At 71.3% G+C, this 20,785-nt stretch carries 20 protein-coding genes and 1 tRNA gene; 12 read left to right on the top strand and 9 right to left on the bottom strand.

All coding sequences use genetic code 11. The features are described from left to right. Positions 1 to 22 precede the first annotated feature (22 nt). The 6 genes from mscL to ABZV31_RS30045 all read right to left on the bottom strand — a co-directional run bounded on the left by mscL (position 23) and on the right by ABZV31_RS30045 (position 5,735). Positions 23 to 481, bottom strand: a complete 459-nt coding sequence (gene mscL / locus ABZV31_RS30020; RefSeq protein ID WP_355899915.1) for a large conductance mechanosensitive channel protein MscL — start codon at positions 479 to 481, stop codon at positions 23 to 25. Positions 482 to 538: 57 nt separating this feature from the next. Further along, the gene (locus ABZV31_RS30025) at positions 539 to 1,033 is read right to left on the bottom strand and encodes a hypothetical protein (protein WP_355899917.1); all 495 of its coding nucleotides are present in this window, start codon (positions 1,031 to 1,033) and stop codon (positions 539 to 541) included. A 255-nt stretch (positions 1,034 to 1,288) separates the two neighbouring features. After that, complete coding sequence (locus ABZV31_RS30030) at positions 1,289 to 2,122, bottom strand: S-methyl-5'-thioadenosine phosphorylase (RefSeq protein WP_355899919.1); 834 nt, start codon at positions 2,120 to 2,122, stop codon at positions 1,289 to 1,291. A gap of 98 nt (positions 2,123 to 2,220) precedes the next feature. Continuing rightward, positions 2,221 to 2,505 carry an FmdB family zinc ribbon protein gene (locus tag ABZV31_RS30035; protein ID WP_355899921.1) on the bottom strand — a complete coding sequence of 95 codons (285 nt, stop codon included), beginning with the start codon at positions 2,503 to 2,505 and terminating at the stop codon, positions 2,221 to 2,223. A gap of 67 nt (positions 2,506 to 2,572) precedes the next feature. Next, entirely contained in the window at positions 2,573 to 3,796 is a 1,224-nt protein-coding gene (locus tag ABZV31_RS30040) for an MFS transporter (RefSeq protein ID WP_355899966.1), read from the bottom strand. A 400-nt stretch (positions 3,797 to 4,196) separates the two neighbouring features. Then, the gene (locus tag ABZV31_RS30045; protein ID WP_355899968.1) at positions 4,197 to 5,735 is read right to left on the bottom strand and encodes a potassium/proton antiporter; all 1,539 of its coding nucleotides are present in this window, start codon (positions 5,733 to 5,735) and stop codon (positions 4,197 to 4,199) included. Positions 5,736 to 5,937: 202 nt separating this feature from the next. Between ABZV31_RS30045 and ABZV31_RS30050 the strand changes: the two genes are divergently transcribed. Next, positions 5,938 to 8,703, top strand: coding sequence for a penicillin acylase family protein (locus tag ABZV31_RS30050; protein WP_355899923.1), 2,766 nt, complete (start codon positions 5,938 to 5,940; stop codon positions 8,701 to 8,703). A gap of 88 nt (positions 8,704 to 8,791) precedes the next feature. Here ABZV31_RS30050 and ABZV31_RS30055 read toward each other — a convergent pair whose 3' ends face one another. Then, entirely contained in the window at positions 8,792 to 9,373 is a 582-nt protein-coding gene (locus ABZV31_RS30055; RefSeq protein ID WP_355899924.1) for a 5-formyltetrahydrofolate cyclo-ligase, read from the bottom strand. A 132-nt stretch (positions 9,374 to 9,505) separates the two neighbouring features. Between ABZV31_RS30055 and galU the strand changes: the two genes are divergently transcribed. From galU to ABZV31_RS30090, 7 genes are all read left to right on the top strand, one after another. Further along, positions 9,506 to 10,417, top strand: a complete 912-nt coding sequence (gene galU / locus ABZV31_RS30060) for a UTP--glucose-1-phosphate uridylyltransferase GalU (RefSeq protein WP_355899926.1) — start codon at positions 9,506 to 9,508, stop codon at positions 10,415 to 10,417. Next, a complete protein-coding gene (glp, locus tag ABZV31_RS30065) occupies positions 10,414 to 11,736 on the top strand; it encodes a gephyrin-like molybdotransferase Glp (RefSeq protein ID WP_355899928.1) in 1,323 nt (440 codons plus the stop codon). The genes galU and glp overlap by 4 nt, the downstream gene beginning before the upstream one ends. 108 nt (positions 11,737 to 11,844) lie before the next feature. Continuing rightward, on the top strand, positions 11,845 to 12,324 hold the full coding sequence (moaC, locus tag ABZV31_RS30070; protein WP_355899930.1) for a cyclic pyranopterin monophosphate synthase MoaC: 480 nt from the start codon (positions 11,845 to 11,847) through the stop codon (positions 12,322 to 12,324). After that, entirely contained in the window at positions 12,321 to 12,839 is a 519-nt protein-coding gene (locus ABZV31_RS30075; RefSeq protein WP_355899932.1) for a MogA/MoaB family molybdenum cofactor biosynthesis protein, read from the top strand. The genes moaC and ABZV31_RS30075 overlap by 4 nt, the downstream gene beginning before the upstream one ends. Beyond that, positions 12,836 to 13,507, top strand: a complete 672-nt coding sequence (locus tag ABZV31_RS30080) for a GNAT family protein (RefSeq protein ID WP_355899969.1) — start codon at positions 12,836 to 12,838, stop codon at positions 13,505 to 13,507. The genes ABZV31_RS30075 and ABZV31_RS30080 overlap by 4 nt, the downstream gene beginning before the upstream one ends. A gap of 228 nt (positions 13,508 to 13,735) precedes the next feature. Beyond that, on the top strand, positions 13,736 to 14,935 hold the full coding sequence (gene glpR / locus ABZV31_RS30085) for a gephyrin-like molybdotransferase receptor GlpR (protein ID WP_355899934.1): 1,200 nt from the start codon (positions 13,736 to 13,738) through the stop codon (positions 14,933 to 14,935). A gap of 105 nt (positions 14,936 to 15,040) precedes the next feature. Then, positions 15,041 to 15,114 (top strand) — tRNA-Ala (locus ABZV31_RS30090). 80 nt (positions 15,115 to 15,194) lie between these two features. Here the strand turns inward: ABZV31_RS30090 and ABZV31_RS30095 are convergent. Beyond that, positions 15,195 to 15,674 carry a GNAT family N-acetyltransferase gene (locus ABZV31_RS30095; RefSeq protein ID WP_355899936.1) on the bottom strand — a complete coding sequence of 160 codons (480 nt, stop codon included), beginning with the start codon at positions 15,672 to 15,674 and terminating at the stop codon, positions 15,195 to 15,197. Between the two features lie 86 nt (positions 15,675 to 15,760). Here ABZV31_RS30095 and ABZV31_RS30100 point away from each other — a divergent pair, with 86 nt between their 5' ends. Then, the gene (locus tag ABZV31_RS30100; RefSeq protein WP_355899938.1) at positions 15,761 to 16,564 is read left to right on the top strand and encodes an exodeoxyribonuclease III; all 804 of its coding nucleotides are present in this window, start codon (positions 15,761 to 15,763) and stop codon (positions 16,562 to 16,564) included. A 3-nt stretch (positions 16,565 to 16,567) separates the two neighbouring features. Here ABZV31_RS30100 and ABZV31_RS30105 read toward each other — a convergent pair whose 3' ends face one another. Further along, positions 16,568 to 17,188 (bottom strand): MerR family transcriptional regulator, encoded by a 621-nt coding sequence (locus ABZV31_RS30105; RefSeq protein ID WP_355899971.1) that lies wholly within the window; start codon positions 17,186 to 17,188, stop codon positions 16,568 to 16,570. A 192-nt stretch (positions 17,189 to 17,380) separates the two neighbouring features. On the opposite strand from ABZV31_RS30105, the gene ABZV31_RS30110 reads away from it, so the two are divergent. Genes ABZV31_RS30110 through ABZV31_RS30120 form a run of 3 tightly spaced genes read left to right on the top strand, consistent with a single transcriptional unit; the run spans position 17,381 to position 20,738 of the window. Further along, the gene (locus ABZV31_RS30110) at positions 17,381 to 18,904 is read left to right on the top strand and encodes an NAD(P)/FAD-dependent oxidoreductase (protein WP_355899940.1); all 1,524 of its coding nucleotides are present in this window, start codon (positions 17,381 to 17,383) and stop codon (positions 18,902 to 18,904) included. After that, entirely contained in the window at positions 18,901 to 19,857 is a 957-nt protein-coding gene (locus ABZV31_RS30115) for an alpha/beta hydrolase (protein ID WP_355899942.1), read from the top strand. The genes ABZV31_RS30110 and ABZV31_RS30115 overlap by 4 nt, the downstream gene beginning before the upstream one ends. Then, positions 19,854 to 20,738 (top strand): SDR family oxidoreductase, encoded by an 885-nt coding sequence (locus ABZV31_RS30120; protein WP_355899943.1) that lies wholly within the window; start codon positions 19,854 to 19,856, stop codon positions 20,736 to 20,738. The genes ABZV31_RS30115 and ABZV31_RS30120 overlap by 4 nt, the downstream gene beginning before the upstream one ends. The last annotated feature ends 47 nt before the right edge of the window (positions 20,739 to 20,785 follow it).

Below are 20,785 nucleotides of genomic sequence, written 5' to 3' on the forward strand. Positions count from 1 at the left end.
CGGACCCGCCGGGCCGCGGCCGCTACCGCCCGCCGGGCCCCGAACCGCGCTGAGCGACGAGCGCGTCGCGGATCTCCTTGAGCACCTCCAACTCGGTCACCTCGATGACCTCGTGCGTGCCCTCCCTCGCCTTCTTCCGGTCCTCCTGCCGGGCCAGGAACCTGGCCATGGGCAGGACCATCAGGAAGTAGACCACCGCCGCGGTGATCACGAAGCTGAGGGCGGCGCCGAGCACCGAGCCCCACAGTATCTGGATGCCCTGGTCGCCCTTGCACGTCGCGCTCAGGCAGGAGCTGTAGTGGTCGAGGTTCTTGGTGCCGATCGCGCCGACGACCGGGTTGATCACACCCTTCACCACCGAGTTGACGATGTTGCTGAAGGCCGCGCCGACGACCACCGCGACTGCCAGATCGACGACGTTCCCACGCATCAGGAAGGCCTTGAAGCCCTGCCAGACGCTCGGGTCCTTCTTCTCGCTCACCTAGGGGCCCTCCTCGGACGCACAAGCTGTGGAACAAACAGCTCCGCAACCTACGGCTCACCACAGCGTCACCGCCAGCCGAGCCGTCGCGCTCGCCCCGGCCAGGCGCGCCGCGGTGGAGCGCGGCACCGAGAGCGCAACCAGCGCCCCGCTCCCGGCCGTGCCGTCCACGGGCTCCGGGACCCTCGTCACCCGGGCTCCGCTCGCGACCACACGGGCCTCGCCGCCCGCCGCCGGATCCTCCGCGGCGATGACGTCCACCCGGTCGCCGGGCCGCAGCAGCCGGACGGTGGCCGCGTCGGCGATCCGCACGGGCGCGGTCACCATGTCCACGCTGTCCGTGCTCCGGCGCTCCCGCACCCGGTCCACCGCCTCCGGATGCCCGCGGGCCTGCCCGCCGCGGGGGGAGTCCGGCGCGTCCCGCGGGCCCGCCGCCACGAGGGCGGCCGCGGTGACGGCGAGCCCGGCCGCCACGGCCCGCCTCCGTTGCCGTACCAGTCGGCGCAGCTGACAGCGCGCGCCGCGCACCCGCACCGGCGCGAAGTGCGGCACCTCGCACGGGGCGGGGGCGTCGGTGCCGGGCGGACAGGAAGAAGAGAGGGAGGTGTCGGGCGGACAGGAAGAAGAGACGGAAAGGGGGAGGGACGGAGACGGAGGGGGAGACGACAGGGACACGGGGACCACCACCTGCGACGTGGAATCGGCTTGCGATGCCACGATGAGGCCTTGCGCCGCCGGCCGCTGGAGCCCGTGTGTTACTGACGGGTTGTGGACAACTCCCTCGCCCGAACGAGGACTTCCGCTCCGCTACGGCAGCGTGAATCCCGGATCCATCCCGCCGAGCGCGTTTGCGCACAGGCAGTCCCGCTCCTCGTTGACGGGCAGTGCGGCCACCGCGTCGAAGAGGACGCCCCGCAGCCGTTCCACGTTGGCCGTGAACACCCGCAGCACCTCCTCGTGCGAGACGCCCTCGCCGGTCTCGGCGCCCGCGTCGAGGTCGGTGACCAGCGTCAGCGAGGTGTAGCAGAGCTCCAGTTCACGGGCGAGCGCCGCCTCGGGGTGCCCGGTCATGCCCACCACCGACCAGCCCTGCGCCTGGTGCCACAACGATTCGGCACGGGTCGAGAAGCGCGGCCCCTCCACCACGACGAGCGTGCCGCCGTCGACGGGCTCCCAGTCCCGCCCGCGCGCCGCCTTCAGCGCGACCGCCCGTCCGGTGGGGCAGTAGGGGTCGGCCAGGGAGACGTGCACCACGTTCGGCACGGTGCCGTCGGGCAGCGGCAGCCCGTCGAAGTAGGAGTGCACCCGGGACTTCGTCCGGTCGACGAACTGGTCCGGCACGAGCAGCGTGCCCGGCCCGTACTCGGGGCGCAGGCCGCCCACCGCGCAGGGCCCGAGGACCTGGCGCACGCCCACGGAGCGCAGTGCCCACAGGTTGGCCCGGTAGTTGATGCGGTGCGGCGGAAGGTGGTGGCCGCGGCCGTGCCGGGGCAGGAAGGCGACCTGCCGGCCGGCGACCTCGCCGAGGAAGAGGGAGTCGCTGGGCGCCCCGTACGGCGTGTCCACCTGGACCTCGGTCACGTCGTCGAGGAACGAGTAGAAGCCGGAACCGCCGATAACACCGATCTCTGCGTTCGCCATGGCCAGCACACTAGCCGCCTGCGCACGGGCCGAAGACCCCGCCGCGGAACCGCCGAAGACCCCGACGTCCTACGACGAAGGGGTCCGAGGCAGATGGGTCAGGCAGCGGAGCTGCTGGGCGAGCTCGTGGACGACGAGCTCGAGTCGGACGACGAGGAGGAGCTCGACGACTTCGACGACGACGCCGGGCTGCTGCTCGACGAGGAGCCGCGGCTGTCGTTGCGGTAGAAGCCGGAGCCCTTGAAGACAATGCCGACCGCGGAGAACACCTTCTTCAGGCGGCCACTGCAGCTGGGGCACTCGGTCAGGGCGTCGTCGGTGAACTTCTGCACCGCCTCAAGGCCCTCGCGGCACTCGGTGCACTGGTACTGATAGGTGGGCACTGTCTTCCTCCTGGCACTCTCACTCGATGAGTGCTAACGACGGTCCATAGTGACGTATTCCTCGGGATCAGTCCACTGCGGACGCTGCTCGGTGACTGACGCCACGTGCGACGGTGCGGCTGCGGGGCCGGACCGCCAGACGCGACCGCAGGGTCACCAGGGTCACGAGGGCGAGCACGGTGCCGGTCATCGGGACCAGGAACCCGGCGCCGTCCCAGAGGCGGTCCTCCAGCTGTCCGGCGACGGTGACGGCGGCCGCCTGGCCGAGCGCGACCGCGCCCGTGAGCCAGGTGAAGGCCTCGGTGCGGGCGCCGGCCGGGACCAGGCCCTCGACCAGCGTGTAGCCGGTGATCAGCGCGGGCGCGATGCACATGCCGACCAGCAGGCCGAGCGCGGCGAGGAGCAGCACCGAGTGCGCCGTCCACAGGGCGGACGCGGCCAGCGCGAGCGCGGTGTAGCCGATGACGAGGCGGCGCTGCGGGGCCACCTTCCAGGCGATGGCGCCGCAGACGATGCCGGAGACCATGTTGCCCGCGGCGAAGACTCCGTACAGGACGCCGTTGAGGCCGGGCTCGCCGATCGCCTCGGTGAACGCGGCCAGCGAGACCTGCATGCCGCCGAAGACGGAGCCGATGCCGAGGAAGGTCACGATCAGCACGCGCACGCCGGGGACCCGCAGGGCGGAGGCGTGCTCCACGCGCGCGTGCCTGCCGACGGAGACCGGGGGCTGGGTGCGCTTCTGCGCGGCGAACAGCAGGCCGCCGACCAGGGTCAGCGCCGCCTCCGTGACCAGGCCCGCGGCCGGGGTCACCGTGGTGCACAGGGCGGTCGCCAGCAGTGGGCCGACGACGAAGGTCAGCTCGTCCGTGACGGACTCGAAGGCCGCCGCGGTGGTCATCAGGGGCGAGTCCTTGAGCTTCACGCCCCAGCGGGCGCGCACCATGGGCCCGATCTGCGGCACCGAGGCGCCGGCCGGCACGGCCGCCGCGAACAGCGCCCACAGGGGGGCGTGCGCCAGGGCGAGCGCGGTCAGCGTCAGCCCCGCCAGGGCGTGCGCCAGGACGCCGGGGACAAGCACGGCGCGTTGCCCGTAGCGGTCGGCGAGCCGCCCGCTGCAGGGCGCGAACAGCGCCATGGACACGCCGGTGACGGCTGCGGTGGCGCCCGCCGCTCCGTAGGAGCCGGTGGTGTGCTGCACGAGCAGCACGATGGAGAGGGTGAGCATCGCGAACGGCTGGCGTGCCGCGAAGCCGGGGAGCAGGAACGTCCAGGCGCCGCGGGTGCGCAGCAGCCGGCCGTATCCCGGGCGGGAGGATGCCGTCGAGTCCGTCGAGTCCGTCGAGTCCGTCGAGGTCTTCGTCTTCTTCGTCGGTTCGGTGCTGACCGTGGATGCCACGGCCCGTGCCTTTCTGCCGCCTGGTAGCGCTCCCGGGGGGGGCGCCGAGAGCTGTCCTCTTGCGCGGACTGCGGTAGATACCGGCGCCCACTGCGGGGGGCGACCCGGCCGCCATACGGTCGCGCCAGCTCTGCGTCAGGCAGAGTTGGTTCGATCAGGGTGCGCCTTATCGTACAGGGATCACTGGCTCGTGCACCTGTGAAAACGAGCACCGCGGTGGGCGTTCACCTGTGATTGCCGGGGGTGTGAACCGTGTGAAACACGCCCTTAACGCGCGCTCCCGTGGCCCGTGCCCTCACGGCCCCGTTCCGACCCCGTTCCGGCCCCGTTCCGGCCCTGTTGCGGTCCCGTTCGTGCCCAGCCATCCGGCCAGCTTTCCGCCCCGGCCGACCGCGCGCAGCCGCCGTTCCGCCGCCTCCCGGACGGGATCCGTGGCGACCACGAGGAGCTCGTCGCCGCGCCGCAGGACTGTCGTGGGCAGCGGAACGAACGACTTTCCTTCGCGCACGACGAGGGTGACCGCGGACCCGGCCGGCAGCCGCAGCTCGTTGATCTCCACGCCGTGCATCCGCGAACCCTCCGGGATCGTGACGGACAGCAGATGGCCGCGCAGGAGCTCCAGGGGCGCCGACTCGATGCCCAGGTCGGCGGCCTCCGGGCCGTCGCCCAGGCGCAGCCTGCGGGCCAGCCACGGCAGCGTCGGACCCTGGATGAGGGTGTAGGCGACGACGAGGCCGAAGACGATGTTGAAGATGCGGCGGCTGGCGTCGACGCCGCTCACCATGGGGATGGTCGCCAGGATGATGGGCACGGCGCCGCGCAGCCCGGCCCAGGACATCAGGGTCTGCTCCTGCCACGGCACCCGGAACGGCAGCAGGCTGATCACCACGCTCAGCGGCCGCGCCACCATGGTCAGCACCAGGCCGATGACGAGGGCGGGCCAGATGTCGTCACCCAGCTCGTGCGGGGTGACCAGAAGGCCGAGCAGGACGAACATGCCGATCTGGGCGATCCAGCCGAGCCCCTCGGCGAAGCCGCGCGTGGCGGGCCAGTGCGGCAGCCGGGCGTTGCCGAGCATCATCGACGCGAGGTAGACGGCCAGGAAGCCGCTGCCGTGCGCCAGCGCGCCGGCCGCGTACGCTGCGACCGCGATCGCCACCACGGCGATGGGGTAGAGGCCGGAGGCGGGCAACGCGACGTGCTTGAGGCCCCAGGAGCCGAGCCAGCCCACCGCGAGGCCGATGGCGGCGCCGATGGCCAGCTCCAGGGCTATCTCGCCCAGCAGCACGTACCAGTGCTCGACCGGGCCGGCCGCGGAGAAGGCGACGACCAGGATGACCACAGGGGCGTCGTTGAAGCCGGACTCGGCCTCCAGCATGCCCGTCACGCGCGCGGGGAGGGGGATCTTCCGCAGCACCGAAAAGACCGCCGCCGCATCCGTCGAGGACACCACCGCCCCGATGATGAGCGCCTGACGCCACTCGAGCCCGATGAGGTAGTGCGCGCCGGCCGCGGTGACTCCGACGCTCACCGCGACCCCGACCAGTGCCAGTGTGGAGGCGGCCGGCAGGGCCGGCTTGATCTCCTTCCACCTCGTGCCGAGGCCGCCCTCGGCCAGGATCACGACCAGGGACGCGTATCCGATGACCTGGGTCAGTTCGGCGTTGTTGAAGTGGATGCCGCCGACGCCGTCCTGGCCCATGACGACGCCGATCCCCACGTAGACGAGCAGGCTGGGGAGCCCGCTGCGCGAGGAGATCCGAACCGCCGCGACGGCGACGAGCAGGACGAGCGAGCAGACGAGCAGGAGCTGGTTGAGGTGGTGAACAGTCAGCGGCGGTTCCTCCCCTGGGCTCTCCGGTTACTTCGTTACTTTACCTAACTCTTGACGTTTTCTTGACGCTTCCCGAGGCAAGATCGAACGTCCGTCCGCGTCTGGACCCGACTCCGCGTCAAGGGGCACCGGGCCCTGCGCCTATGGTTGCTCCAGCACTCCAGTACCGCCTGCCGCTCGCGTTAGGACAGCAAGGACAGCGATGCCCCCCAACACCACCGCGTCAACGGGTCAGCAGCCCGGCAAGTCCGGCAGGAAGAAGGGGCGCAGAGCCCGACTTCTGGTGCCGGTACTGGTGCTCGCCCTCATCGGAGGCGTCGCCTACGGGGCGTACTGGTCCATCAGCACCGTCCGCGCCTCGTTCCCGCAGACCAAGGGCTCGATCACGCTCCAGGGCCTGTCGGGGCCCGTGGACGTCAAGCGGGACGGCTACGGCATCCCGCAGATCTACGCCTCGTCCGCCGAGGACCTGTTCATGGCGCAGGGCTACGTCCAGGCGCAGGACCGGTTCTACGAGATGGACGTGCGCCGGCACATGACCTCCGGACGTCTGTCGGAGATGTTCGGCAAGGGCCAGGTCAAGAACGACGAGTTCCTGCGCACCCTGGGCTGGGACCGGATCGCCAAGGAGGAGTACGACACCAAGCTGTCGGCCTCCACGAAGAAGTACCTCCAGGCGTACGCCAAGGGCGTCAACGCCTACCTCAGGGGCAGGGACGCCGGGGACATCTCCCTGGAGTACGCGGCCCTGGGCTTCACCAACGACTACAAGCCCGAGGCGTGGACCCCGGTCGACTCGGTCTCGTGGCTGAAGGCGATGGCCTGGGACCTGCGCGGCAACATGCAGGACGAGATCGACCGCGCCCTGATGACCAGCCGCCTCGGCCCCAAGCAGATCAAGGACCTGTACCCGGACTACCCGTACAGCCGCAACAAGGCGATCGTCACGGAGGGCCAGTACAACGAGCTCACCAGGACGTTCGAGCAGAGCAGCGGCACGGGCGGCACGGCCACTTCGACGGGCGCGGGCGGCACGGGCACGGGCGGCACCTCGTCCGCGGGCGGCTCCGCCGTGCAGAGCCAGCTGGAGGGCCTCTACAGCGTCCTGGACGACGTGCCCACGGCCGTCGGCGTGAACGGCAACGGCATAGGCTCCAACTCCTGGGTCGTCGCCGGGCGCTACACCATCACCGGCAAGCCGCTGCTGGCCAACGACCCGCACTTGTCGGCCTCGCTGCCGTCGGTCTGGTACCAGATGGGCCTGCACTGCCGCACGGTCTCCAGCACGTGCCCGTACGACGTCACCGGCTACACCTTCGCGGGCATGCCCGGCGTGGTCATCGGCCACAACCAGAACATCGCCTGGGGCATGACCAACTCCGGCGTCGACGCCACCGACCTGTACCTGGAGAAGCTCAGCGGCGACGGCTACCTGCGCGACAACAAGGTGGTGCCCTTCAAGACCCGCCAGGAGACCATCAAGGTCGCCGGCGGCAAGCCCAAGACGATCGTCGTCCGCGAGACCAACAACGGGCCCCTGCTGTCCGACCGCGACGACGAGCTCGTGAAGGTCGGCAAGAAGGCCACCGTCGACACCGCGGCGCCCGACCGCGGCGACGGCTACGCCATCGCCCTGAAGTGGACCGCGCTGGAGCCGGGCACCGCCATGGACGCCATCTTCGCCATCGACAGGGCGGCGGACTGGAGCGACTTCCGCGCGGCGGCCGCGCTGTTCGACGTGCCCTCGCAGAACCTGGTCTACGCCGACACCAAGAACAACATCGGCTACACGCTGCCCGGCCGGATCCCCAAGCGCGCGAAGAACGACGACGGCTCCATCCCGGCGCCGGGCTGGGACTCGAAGTACGACTGGACCGGCTACATCAAGCAGGACGAGCTGCCCTACGAGTACAACCCCAAGCGCGGCTACATCGTCACCGCCAACCAGGCCGTCGTCGACCCGGACAAGTACCCCTACACGCTCACCACGGACTGGGGCTACGGCGCCCGCAGCCAGCGGATCACCGACCTGATCCAGTCGAAGATCGACGGCGGCGGCAAGATCTCCACCGACGACATGCGCCAGATGCAGCTGGACAACAGCAGCGAGATCGCCAAGCTGCTCGTGCCCAAGCTGCTGAAGATCGACATCGGGGACAAGGACGTCCGCCAGGCGCAGAAGCTCCTGGAGGGCTGGGACTACACCCAGGACGCCGACTCGGCGGCGGCCGCCTACTTCAACGCCGTCTGGCGCAACATCCTCAAGCTCGCCTTCGGCAACAAGCTGCCCAAGGAGCTGCGGGTCAAGGGCCAGTGCCTGTGGGTCGAACCGGCCGACAACACCGGCCCGGTCGACGAGGACCAGAAGGTCCGCGAATGCGGCGAGCGCGACGCCGACCAGGCGCAGCCGGACGGCGGCGACCGCTGGTTCGAGGTGGTCCGCAAGCTCATGGACGACGAGAACAGCGACTGGTGGAAGACGCCGGCGTCGGGCACCCGCCCCAAGGCCGACAACCGCGACGAGCTGTTCAAGCGCGCCATGATCGACGCCCGCTGGGAGCTGACCGCCAAGCTCGGCAAGGACATCGACACCTGGAGCTGGGGCCGGTTGCACCGCCTGTTCCTGAAGAACCAGACCCTGGGCACCGAAGGACCTGGCTTCCTGAAGTACATCCTCAACCGCGGCCCCTGGAAGCTCAGCGGCGGCGAGGCCACGGTCAACGCCTCCGGGTGGAACGCCGCCGGCGGCTACGGCGTGGTGTGGGTGCCGTCGATGCGGATGGTGGTCAACCTGGCCGACCTCGACAAGTCCAAGTGGATCAACCTCACCGGCGCCTCCGGGCACGCCTTCAGCGCCCACTACACCGACCAGACGGGCAAGTGGGCCAAGGGCGAGCTGCTGCCGTGGTCCTTCTCGCCGAACGCGGTCGACAGGACCACGAGCAACACGCTCGTGCTCAAGCCGTGAGCCGCTGACCGCACGGCACCGGAACGCGGCACCGGAAAGGGCCCTCCACGCGCGCGTGGAGGGCCCTTTCCGGTGCACGGGGACGGTGTCAGGCGTGCGTGAAGCGGCGTACCTCCGACGGCGTCACCGCCGCGTGCACCGGCCGGTCGTGCGCCTCCTCCGGGACGCGCTCGAGGACCTCGGAGTCGTACAGGAGAACCACGAGCGCGGGATGAGCCCCCGCACGCTCCAGGCGCGCGAGGACACGGTCGTACGACCCTCCGCCGCGCCCCAGCCGCATCCCGCGCGCGTCGACGGCCAGTCCGGGCAGCAGGACGACGTCGGCGGCCGTCACGGCGTCCGGGCCGAGGCGCTCGCCGACGGGCTCGAACAGCGCCATCCTGCCGCCGTGTTGCACCCGCGCGAGGCAGCCCTCCCCGGTGTACGCACCCCAGTCCAGGTCGTTGTCGGGCAGCAGCGCCGGAAGCAGGACGCGCACGCCCCGCGCGCGCAGCGCGTCGAGCAGCTCGAGGGTTCCCGGCTCGGTGCCCACGGAGACGTACGCGGCCACCGTGCGCGCCTGCGCCAGCTCGGGCAGCTCGAGCGCGCGCTCCGCCAGCGCGGCCGCCGTCTCCCGCACGTCATCCACGGTCAACCTGTTCCTCACGGCGAGGAGCTCTCGCCGCAACATTCGCTTGTCAGGCTCGGCCGTACGTCCGGTGTGACTCAAGATCGCTTCCGTACCCTTCCTTATGCGCCCATATGGGAGCAAATTAACCGGAGCCTCAGATTCCCTGCAAAGGCAACGGATAAGGTTGCGAGCATGACTCAGTCGCAACCAAGGATCAGCAAGGCTGTCATTCCCGCAGCGGGCCTGGGCACCCGGTTCCTCCCGGCCACCAAAGCCACTCCCAAGGAGATGCTGCCGGTCGTGGACAAGCCGGCGATCCAGTACGTGGTCGAGGAGGCCGTCTCCGCGGGCCTTGACGACGTCCTCATGGTGACGGGCCGCAACAAGCGCCCCCTGGAGGACCACTTCGACCGCAACTACGAGCTGGAGTCGGCCCTGGAGAAGAAGGGCGACGCCGAGCGACTCGCCAAGGTCCAGGAGTCCAGCGACCTCGCGATGATTCACTACGTCCGCCAGGGTGACCCCAAGGGGCTGGGGCACGCCGTGCTGTGCGCGGCCCCGCACGTCGGGCACGAGCCCTTCGCCGTCCTGCTCGGCGACGACCTGATCGACCCGCGTGACCCGCTGCTCAAGCGGATGATCGAGGTGCAGGAGCAGCACGGCGGCAGTGTCGTCGCGCTCATGGAGGTCGCCCCCGAGCAGATCCACCTCTACGGGTGTGCGGCCGTCGAGACCACCGAGGACAACGACGTCGTCCAGGTGACCGGCCTGGTCGAGAAGCCGGACGCGGCGGACGCCCCCTCCAACTACGCGATCATCGGCCGCTACGTCCTCGACCCGCACATCTTCGACATCCTGCGCAAGACGGAGCCGGGCCGCGGCGGCGAGATCCAGCTCACCGACGCCCTGCAGCAGCTCGCGCAGGACGAGAAGATCGGCGGCCCGGTGCACGGCGTCGTCTTCAAGGGCCGCCGCTACGACACCGGCGACCGTGGCGACTACCTGCGTGCCATTGTCAGACTCGCGTGCGAACGTGAAGATCTGGGCCCGGACTTCAGGGCCTGGCTTCGCCGGTACGTAGCCGAGGAGATGCAAGGACGTTGAGCAGCGCCGCGACTCGCACCGCCGGCCCGGACCACCTGTGGTCGGTGGACGAGCACCTGGAGGACATCCTCACCACCGTCCGCCCCCTCGAACCCATCGAGCTGAACCTGCTCGACGCCCAGGGCTGCGTCCTGGTCGACGACGTCACGGTGCCGGTGTCCCTGCCGCCCTTCGACAACAGCTCCATGGACGGGTACGCGGTGCGGGTCGCGGACGTCGCGGGCGCGAGCGAGGAGTTCCCCGCCGCCCTGGAGGTCGTCGGGGACGTCGCGGCGGGTGCGGCCGACCCGGTCCGCGTGGGGCCGGGACAGGCCGCGCGCATCATGACCGGCGCCCCGCTGCCGCCCGGCGCCGAGGCGGTCGTGCCCGTCGAGTGGACCGACGGCGGGCTGGGCGAGGGCCCGGTCAGCGGGATGCGCGCGCGCAGCCTGTCCCCCGAGGGCGCCACCGGGCACGTGCGCGTGTACCGGTCGGCCGAGGCACGCGCGCACGTGCGCGCGAAGGGCAGCGACGTGAAGGCCGGCGACCGAGCCCTCGAGGCCGGTACGGTCCTCGGGCCGCCGCAGATCGCGCTGCTCGCCGCGATCGGCCGCGGCACGGTCCGCGTGCGCCCGCGCCCGCGCGTGGTCGTCCTGTCCACCGGCAGCGAGCTCGTTCAGCCCGACGAGAAGCTGGGCAGCGGCCAGATCTACGACTCCAACAGCTTCGCTCTGACCGCGGCGGCCCGGGACGCCGGCGCGATCGCCTACCGGGTGGGCGCCGTCGCCGACGACGCCGAGACCCTCCGGTCCACCATCGAGGACCAGCTCGTCCGCGCCGACCTGATGGTCACCACCGGTGGCGTGAGCGTCGGCGCGTACGACGTCGTCAAGGAGGCGCTGTCGTACGTCGGCGACGAGGACGAGGCGGGCAGCGGCATCGAGTTCCGCAAGCTCGCCATGCAGCCCGGCAAGCCCCAGGGCTTCGGCTCCATCGGCCCCGACCACATCCCCCTGCTGGCCCTGCCGGGCAACCCGGTGTCGTCGTACGTCTCCTTCGAACTGTTCGTCCGCCCCGCCATCCGCACCCTGATGGGCCTGGAGGACGTCCACCGTCCGACGACCCGGGCGACCCTGAAGGCGGACAAGGCGCTGAGCTCGCCGAAGGGCCGCAGGCAGTTCCTGCGGGGGACGTACGCCGACGGTGCGGTGACTCCCGTGGGCGGCGCCGGGTCCCATCTGATCGCGGCCCTCGCGCAGGCCGACGCGCTGATCGTCGTCCCCGAGGACGTCGAGTCCGTCGAGCCCGGCACCGAGGTCGAGGTGGTCCTGCTCGGCTGACCGGCAGGGGTCGGCTCCGCTCGGCGGTCCGCCGTGGCGGTACCGTGTCGCGCACACAAGGCCCGCGCGCGCACCGCGCCGGGCCCGGACTGGGAGCGCCACACGACCATGAGTACGCAGGACCGACTGACGCACCTCGACGACGCGGGCGCCGCCCGCATGGTCGACGTATCCGGCAAGGACGTGACCGCGCGCACCGCCCGCGCCAGCGGCCGCGTCCTCGTCTCGCCCCGCGTGGTCGAGCTGCTGCGCGGGGAAGGGGTCCCCAAGGGCGACGCCCTCGCGACCGCGCGGATCGCGGGGATCATGGGTGCCAAGCGCACCCCTGACCTGATCCCGCTGTGCCACCCGTTGTCGGTGTCCGGTGTGAAACTGGATCTGTCGGTCGCGGACGACGCCGTGGAGATCCAGGCCACCGTGAAGACGACGGACCGCACGGGCGTCGAGATGGAGGCGCTCACCGCGGTCTCCGTCGCCGCGCTCACCGTGATCGACATGGTCAAGGCCGTGGACAAGGGAGCGGTCATCACGGACGTGCGGGTGGAGGAGAAGACGGGCGGCAAGTCGGGCGACTGGAGCCGGGCATGACGACAGCGCCGTACCGCGCTCTGGTCGTGACCGCCTCCAACCGGGCCGCCGCCGGGGTCTACGCGGACAAGGGGGGCCCGCTGATCGCCGACGGCCTCAAGGGCCTCGGCTTCGCGGTCGAGGGCCCGCTGGTGGTCCCGGACGGCGATCCCGTGGAGGCCGCGCTGCGCGCCGGTGTGGAGGAGGGATACGACGTGATCCTCACGACCGGCGGCACGGGCATTTCGCCCACCGACCGCACCCCCGAGGCGACCCGCCGCGTGATCGACTACGAGGTGCCGGGCATTCCCGAGGCCATCAGGGCGTTCGGACGGCAGAAGGTGCCGACCGCGGCGCTCTCGCGTGGACTGGCCGGAGTCGCCGGAAGGACTCTGATCGTCAACCTGCCCGGTTCCACCGGAGGGGTGAGGGACGGCCTCGCCGTCCTGGAACCCCTCCTGGTCCACGGCGTCGAGCAGCTCCGCGGCGGCGACCACCCCAGACCCAGCAGTGCCAGTAGTGGGGGTGCGAGCTGAACAGCCCATTCTGGCCCGTCGTCCTCGCGGAGGGCGATGTCGTCCTCCGGCCGATAAAGCTGCGCGACCAGCGGGCCTGGCGCGAGGTGAACCGGCGCAACCGGGACTGGCTCAGGCCCTGGGAGGCGACCATTCCGCCTCCCACGCCCGGCGGGCCGCTCGCGCACCGGCCGACCTACCGCCAGATGGTCCGGCACCTCAGGTCCGAGGCGCACGCGGGCCGGATGCTGCCATTCGTCATCGAGTACCAGGGGCGGCTGGTCGGGCAGTTGACGGTCGCCGGGATCACCTGGGGCTCGATGTGCTCGGGGCACATCGGCTACTGGGTGGACGAGGCGGTGGCCGGCCGTGGGGTGATGCCGACGGCCGTGGCGCTCGTCGTGGATCACTGTTTCCGCACCGTCGGGCTGCACCGCATCGAGGTCTGCATCCGCCCGGAGAACGGGCCGAGCCGCCGCGTCGTGGAGAAACTCGGATTCCGCGAGGAGGGCCTCAGACCGCGTTATCTCCACATCGACGGAGCCTGGCGCGATCACCTGGTCTTCGCGCTCACCGCGGAAGAGGTGCCCGAAGGGCTGCTGAGCCGCTGGCAGCGGACGCGCGCGCAGCGGGCACGGAACACGGCCTCCACGGAGCCGGACACGAACACCCGGGGCAATCCCGCATAGCCCGGAAATTGAATATGTGTTCGAAATTGATCGGCCTGCGATCTGCTCGCGACCGTCTCGGGGCATCTCGGGGGCATCTCGGGGGCATCTCGGGGGCATTGAATTCACAGCATTGACGGCCCGCTGATCGCATCGGTCACAAAAAAAGTTCGAAATATCAGCCGGATCGTGCGACACACCGGCCCAATTGGCAGATGGCCTCACGCAAACCCCTCTACCGTGTGAGGCGTGAGCAGCAGCGGCCTCATCTACGCAGTCATTGTCGGGGCCTGGGCCGCCTACTTGGTGCCGATGTGGCTCCGTAGGCAGGACGAGCTGAATGAGGCCCGTCCGACGGAACGCTTCAGCACCGCCATCCGGCTGCTGTCCGGACGGGCGGGAATGGAGCGCCGGTACGCCCGGGACCTGCGGGCGCGCTCCACCGAGGAGGGGGAGCCCAGTGCCGGAGGAGCGGACGCCGTCACCGACTCGGTGGACGTCCGGGCCTTCGCCGTGCCACCGACCCGTCTCGAGGAGCGGGAGCAGGCGCCGGCACCGGAGCGGCCGGAGGCGGCACGCGTCCAGGCGGGCAAGCCGGCGGCCAAGTCCACGGCACCCGTGCCCAAGTCCGCCGACGCGCCCGCGCGCAATCGCGTTCCCGCCGCCCGGCGCGCGCCCGGCGCGGAGGCGGCTGCAGCGCGCGCCCGGCGCTCCAAGGTCCTCGCTCGCCGCCGGCGCACCACCGTCGTCCTCTTCCTCGCCTTCACGCTGGGTGCGATCGTCGCGGCGGTCGGCGGCCTCGCGTTCCTGTGGGCGCCCGGCGCGCCCGCCGTGCTGCTCAGCGGGTACATCGCGTATCTGCGGGCCCAGGAGCGCCGCCGCTTCGCCTACCAGATGGACCGCCGCCGCGCCGAGGCCGCCGCGCAGCGGCTGCGGGAGCGCCAGTCGCGCCGGCGCGCGTCCGTGGACCCCGGCGCGGACGAGCCGGAGGCGGGGCCCGAGCCGGAGACCGATCCAGGGCTGTCCGCGCTCGCCGCGGACCGGCGCGCCCTCGTCGAGCAGACCGACCACGCCGAGTGGCTCGACCAGCAGCGCGAGCGCCAGCGGCGCCCCGGCCACGGCGACAGCTGGGACCCGGTGCCGGTGCCGCTGCCGACCTACGTGACCGCACCGGTCGCTCCGCGGGCCACCTCCGACGTTGACCTCGGGGCGCCGGACGCCTGGAGCTCGGCGCGCTCCAGTTCCGCCGTGCCGGAGCAGGAGGTGGCGCCCGCCGCACGCGACACGGGAGCGGAGGAGCCGTCGTCCCGCGAGGAGGACAAGCCGGCGCCGGGCGGTCGCAGCGACGCCCGGCGCGCCGCCTCGGCCCGCCGCTCCCGCGAGCGCGGCCGCACGCCGCTGTTCGACCAGTACGAGGACGGGGACCGGCCGCGGGCGGCCAACGAGTAGGCCCTTCAGCCCGGTGGACGCCGCCTCGGGAGCCCCACCCCTGACCAGCCCGGGAACGGATTTCCAACCACCCGGACGGGGATGCTAGAGTTTCACTCGTTGCAAGGGCCTGTGGCGCAGTCCGGTAGCGCACCTCGTTCGCATCGAGGGGGCCAGGGGTTCAAATCCCCTCAGGTCCACGCAGCTCGAAGCCCCCGCCGGGACAACTGGCGGGGGTTTCGACATGTTTGGCCGCCGCCGTTCGGCTACGGCCGCCTCCTCAGCGCAGCGGCTTCGCGAAGCACCGGCTCTCCTCGTGGAACCGGTAGTAGCCGAACTTGGCGCACGGCTCGTAGCCGCTGGAGGTGTACAGGGCTATGGCCTCCGGCTGCTTGGTGCCGGTCTCCAGGACCATGCGGATGCGGCCGGCGGCGCGGGCGTCCTCCTCCAGCGCGGCGAGCATCCGCCGGGCCAGGCCGCGGCCGCGCATCTCCTCCACGACGTACATCCGCTTGAGCTCGGCGTCCCCGTCCTCGTTGCCCTCGTCGTTCTTGTCCTGGCTGCGCCAGCCGCCCGTGGCGACGGGGGTGCCGTCCTCGTCGTACGCGATCAGGTACACGCCGCCAGGTGGCCGGAAGTTCGCCGGGTCCAGGGGCGTGGCGTCGCCGCCGTCGCCGTAGCGCACGTGGTACTCGGCCTGGACCTGGTCGTTCAGCTTGACGGCGTCGGGGTGGTCGAAAGGCACAGGGCGGATATTCATGTGGCGAACCGTATATCAATGCAATCCATGGCGGGACCCCGGCCGGGCGGAACGGGGCCCGTCCAGTGTGCCGGTAAGGTGCCCGGGTGCTCACTGTGACCACCGCCAATGTGAACGGGCTGCGGGCCGCCGCGAAGAAGGGCTTCGTGGAGTGGCTCGCGGACACCGCCGCCGACGTGTTGTGCCTGCAGGAGGTGCGCGCTGAGCCGCACCAACTGCCCGAGCACGTACGCACGCCCGAGGGCTGGCACGTGGTGCACGCCCCGGCCGCCGCCAAGGGCCGCGCGGGCGTCTCCCTCTACACCCGCCGCGAACCCGACCGCATCCAGGTCGGCTTCGGCTCGGCGGAGTTCGACGGCAGCGGGCGGTACATCGAGGTCGACCTGCCCGGTGTCACGGTGGCGAGCCTGTACCTGCCCTCCGGCGAGGTCGGCACCGAGCGGCAGGACGAGAAGATCCGCTTCATGGGCGAGTTCCTCGCCTACCTCAAGGAGCTGCGCGAGCGGGCCGCCGCCGACGGGCGCGAGGTCGTCGTCTGCGGCGACTGGAACATCGCCCACCAGCAGGCCGACCTGAAGAACTGGCGCGGCAACACCAAGAACTCCGGCTTCCTGCCGGAGGAACGGGAGTGGCTGAGCGCCGTCTTCGACCCGGCAGCCGGCGGCTACGTCGACGTCGTCCGTGCCCTGCACCCGGACGTCGAGGGGCCGTACACGTGGTGGTCGTACCGCGGGCGGGCCTTCGACAACGACACGGGCTGGCGCATCGACTACCAGGTGGCCACGCCGGGCCTCGCGGCCAAGGCGGTCAAGGGGTTCGTGGAGCGGGCGGCCACGCATGCCGAGCGGTGGTCGGACCACGCGCCGGTGACCGTCGTGTACGACCTCTGACCTTTACGCCTGCTTCCGCACGCGCCGGTCCAGTGCCATCGAGAGTTCCGCCTCCACCACGCTCTTCGCCAGTGGGCGCAGGCGCTGGAGGTCCCCCTCGAGGGCGTGGCGCAGGACCAGGTCGGTGAACAACTCCGCCAGGGCGTCCGCGTGTTCCCGGACGCGTTTGCCGGCCGCGAGGACCTCCGCGAGGGGGATGCCCTCGCGGACCAGGGCGGCGGAGACGTCCAGCAGTCGGCGGCTGATGTGGACGATCTCGTCGCCGTCGGTGCCCAGGTAGCCGAGGTCCATGGCGGCGGCCAGGTTCTCCGCGGTGACCTCGCCCGCGAAGTGGTCGGCGAGTTCCTCGGGGGTCAGGCGGACCGGGGTCTCCTCGGTGGGGGCGCCGAGGCCGAGCAGGTCGCCGACGTCCCGGCCGTGGTCGAAGGCCTCCGCCAGCTCGGCGATGCCGCTGAGGGTGTGGCCGCGTTCCAGCAGCGCCGAGATGGTGCGCAGGCGGGCCAGGTGGTGGTCGTCGTACCAGGCGATACGGCCTTCGCGGCGGGGTGGTGGGATCAGCTTGCGCTCGCGGTAGAAGCGCAGGGTACGCACCGTGATGCCGGCCAGCCGGGCCAGCTCCTCCATGCGGTACTCGCGTCGTCCACCGTCTTCTGCCACATCGGCAGCCTATGTTGTACCGCCGGTAACTTTCCTTGTCCCGACCCCTACCGGTCGGTACGGGCGTCCTCTACTCTCCCCATTGCGCCAGTGCTCACTGGCAGAGTTCGTAGAGTCGGCAGAGTTGCCGAAGGCTGCGCGAGGCATGGAGGGGCGCGGATGGCCGAGCACGAGCATGTACGGGTGGCGGTGATCGGGTCGGGGTTCGGCGGGCTCGGGGCCGCCGTGCGGCTGCGCCGCGAGGGGATCACCGACTTCGTCGTCCTGGAACGGGCGGACAGCGTCGGCGGCACCTGGCGCGACAACAGTTATCCGGGGTGCGCCTGTGACGTGCCGTCCCACCTGTATTCGTTCTCGTTCGCGCCCAATCCCGACTGGCCGCGCACCTTCTCCGGGCAGGAACACATCCGCGCCTACCTGGAGCACGTCACGGACGTCTTCCGGCTCCGTCCGCACATCCGCTTCAACGCCGAGGTCAAGATGATGACCTGGGACGTGGAGAAGCTGCGCTGGGACATCGAGACGACCGGCGGGAACCTCTCCGCCGACGTCGTCGTCTCCGCCACCGGGCCGCTGTCCGACCCCAAGATCCCCGACATCCCGGGCCTCGACTCCTTCCCCGGCAAGGTCTTCCACTCCGCCCGCTGGGACCACGACTACGACCTCACCGGCAAGCGGGTCGCCATGGTCGGCACCGGCGCCTCGGCCATCCAGATCGTGCCGTCCATCCAGCCCGACGTCGCGAAGCTCACCCTCTTCCAGCGCACCCCGCCGTGGGTGATGCCCCGCATCGACCGCGCCATCACCGCTCTGGAGCGCGGGCTGCACCGCGCGTTGCCCTTCACCGCGCAGCTGCGCCGAGGACTGCTGTGGGGCATCCGGGAGTTGCAGGTGCAGGCGTTCACCAAGCACCCCAACGAGCTCGGTTTGGTCGAGCAGTTGGCCCGGCGCAACATGGCCCGCGCCATCAAGGACCCGGCCCTGCGCGCCAAGCTCACCCCCGACTACCGCATCGGCTGCAAGCGGATCCTGCTGTCCAGCGACTACTACCCGGCTCTCGCCCAGCCCAATGTGGACGTCGTCGCGAGCGGGCTCGCCGAGGTTCGCGGCTCGACCGTCGTCGCCGCCGACGGCAGCGAGGCCGAGGTCGACGCGATCATCTTCGGTACGGGCTTCCACGTCACCGACATGCCGATCGCCGAGCGGGTCGTCGGCGCGGACGGCAGGACGCTGGCGGAGGCCTGGAAGGGCGGGATGGAGGCCCTGCGCGGGGCCTCCGCGACCGGGTTCCCGAACTGGATGACGATCATCGGGCCCAACACCGGCCTCGGGAACTCGTCGATGATCCTGATGATCGAGTCCCAGCTGAACTACATGGCCGACTTCCTCCGGCAGCTGACCGTCCTCGGCGGCCGTGCCGCCCTCGACGCCCGCCCGAGCGCCGTCCACGCCTGGAACCGCAAGGTGCAGGAACGCATGAAGCGCACGGTGTGGAACACGGGCGGCTGCACCAGCTGGTACCTGGACGCGAGCGGCCGCAACACCACCATCTGGCCCGGTACGACGACGGAGTTCCGGCGGGCGACGCGGCGGGTGGACCTCGCCGAGTACGACGTCCTTCGGGCGCCCGGGGGGAGCGACGGGAAGGCTCCGGCGCAGCAGCCCGCGGAGGTGGACGCGTGAGCCGCCTGCCCCACGTCGCTTCCGGCCCGTACGCCCCTCCCGCCCCCGCCCATGAACTGACCGCCGTCTCCGCCGATGGCGCCCGGCTGCACGTCGAGGTGCACGGGCCCGTCGACGACACCGCCGCCCCGGCCGTCGTCCTGGCCCACGGCTGGACCTGCTCCACCGCCTTCTGGGCCGCCCAGATCCGGGACCTGGCCGCCGACCACCGTGTCATCGCCTACGACCAGCGGGGCCACGGGCGCAGCCCGGCGAGCCCGGCGTGCAGCACGGACGCGCTCGCCGACGACCTCGAGGCGGTGCTCGCGGCGACGCTCGCGCCCGGTGAGAAGGCCGTGGTCGTCGGACACTCGATGGGCGGCATGACCGTGATGGCCGCCGCCACGCGGCCCGGCTTCCGGGAGCACGCGGCGGCCGTCCTGCTGTGCAGCACGGGCAGTTCGCGGCTGGTCGCCGAGTCGACCGTCGTACCGATGCGGGCCGGGCGGCTGCGGACCTGGCTGACCCGGCACATCCTCGGCTCGCGGGCGCCGCTCGGGCCGGTCACGCCGCTCGCCCTGCGGATCCTCAAGTACGCCACAATGGGCGCCGGTTCCGCGCCGCACATGGTCGAGGCGTGCGCGCGGATCGTGCACGCCTGCCCGCGCCGGGTGCGGTACGCCTGGTCGCAGGTGCTGAATTTGCTCGATCTCGACCACGGCGTACGGGAGTTGCGGGTGCCGACGGCAGTGGTCGTGGGCACGGCCGACCGGCTGACCCCACCGGTGCACGCGCGGGCCCTGGCCGCCGCGCTCCCGCACTGCGTCGGCCTGACCGAGCTGCCCGGGCTCGGCCACATGACGCCGGTGGAGGCGCCCGAACTGGTCACCGGGAAGATCCGGGAGCTGGTCACCACGTACGCGCCGGACGCACGGAAGAAGACGGACGACGCACGGATCAAGGAGGGCGCGTGAGCAGGGTGAGCCTGGAGGGGCAGGTCGCGGTCGTCACCGGGGCCGCGCGGGGGGTCGGCGAACTGCTCGCGCGCAAACTGTCCGCGCGCGGTGCGAAGATCGCGCTGGTCGGGCTGGAGCCGGACGCGCTCAAGCAGGTCTCGGGACGGCTGCACGGCGACAGCGAGCACTGGCACGCCGACGTCACCGACCACGAGGCGATGAGCCGGGTCGCGGCGGAGGTCAAGGAACGGTTCGGGAAGGTCGACATCGTGGTCGCCAACGCGGGTGTGGCGACGGGCGGTCCGTTCGTCGACTCCGACCCGGGGTCCTGGCGGCGGGTGATCGAGGTCAACCTGATCGGATCGGCGGTCACGGGCCGGGCGTTCCTGCCGGCACTGACGGAGAGCCGGGGGTACCTGCTCCAGATCGCTTCGCTCGCCGCGATCACTCCGGCCCCGATGATGACGGCGTACTGCGCCTCCAAGTCCGGTGTGGAGGCGTACGCGCACAGCCTGCGGGCCGAAGTCGGCTACAGGGGCGTCCGCGTGGGGGTCGCCTACCTGTCGTGGACCGACACCGACATGGTGCGCGGGGCCGATCAGGACGACGTCATGCGGGAGTTGAGGCAGCGGCTGCCGTGGCCGTCCAACAAGACCTATCCACTGGGGCCGGCGGTGGACCGGATCGTGGCCGGGATCGAGCGGCGGTCGAGCCATGTCTACGGGCAGTGGTGGCTGCGCGGGATGCAGGGCGTGCGCGGGTATCTGCCGGGGCTCATCGGGACGGTGGGGCAGCGGGAGATGCGGCGGTTCGCGGACCGGCTCACGGGGATGCGGACGGGGCTCGTCGGGGCGGGCGGGGCGGCCGACGAGCAGCACAGGACTACGTACCGTCACTGATCGACATGCGTACGGTCACCGCCCGTGTGAATCTGGTCGAGCCCGAT

It is taken from the genome of Streptomyces sp. NPDC005202 (assembly GCF_040608235.1).
GTDB lineage: Bacteria > Actinomycetota > Actinomycetes > Streptomycetales > Streptomycetaceae > Streptomyces.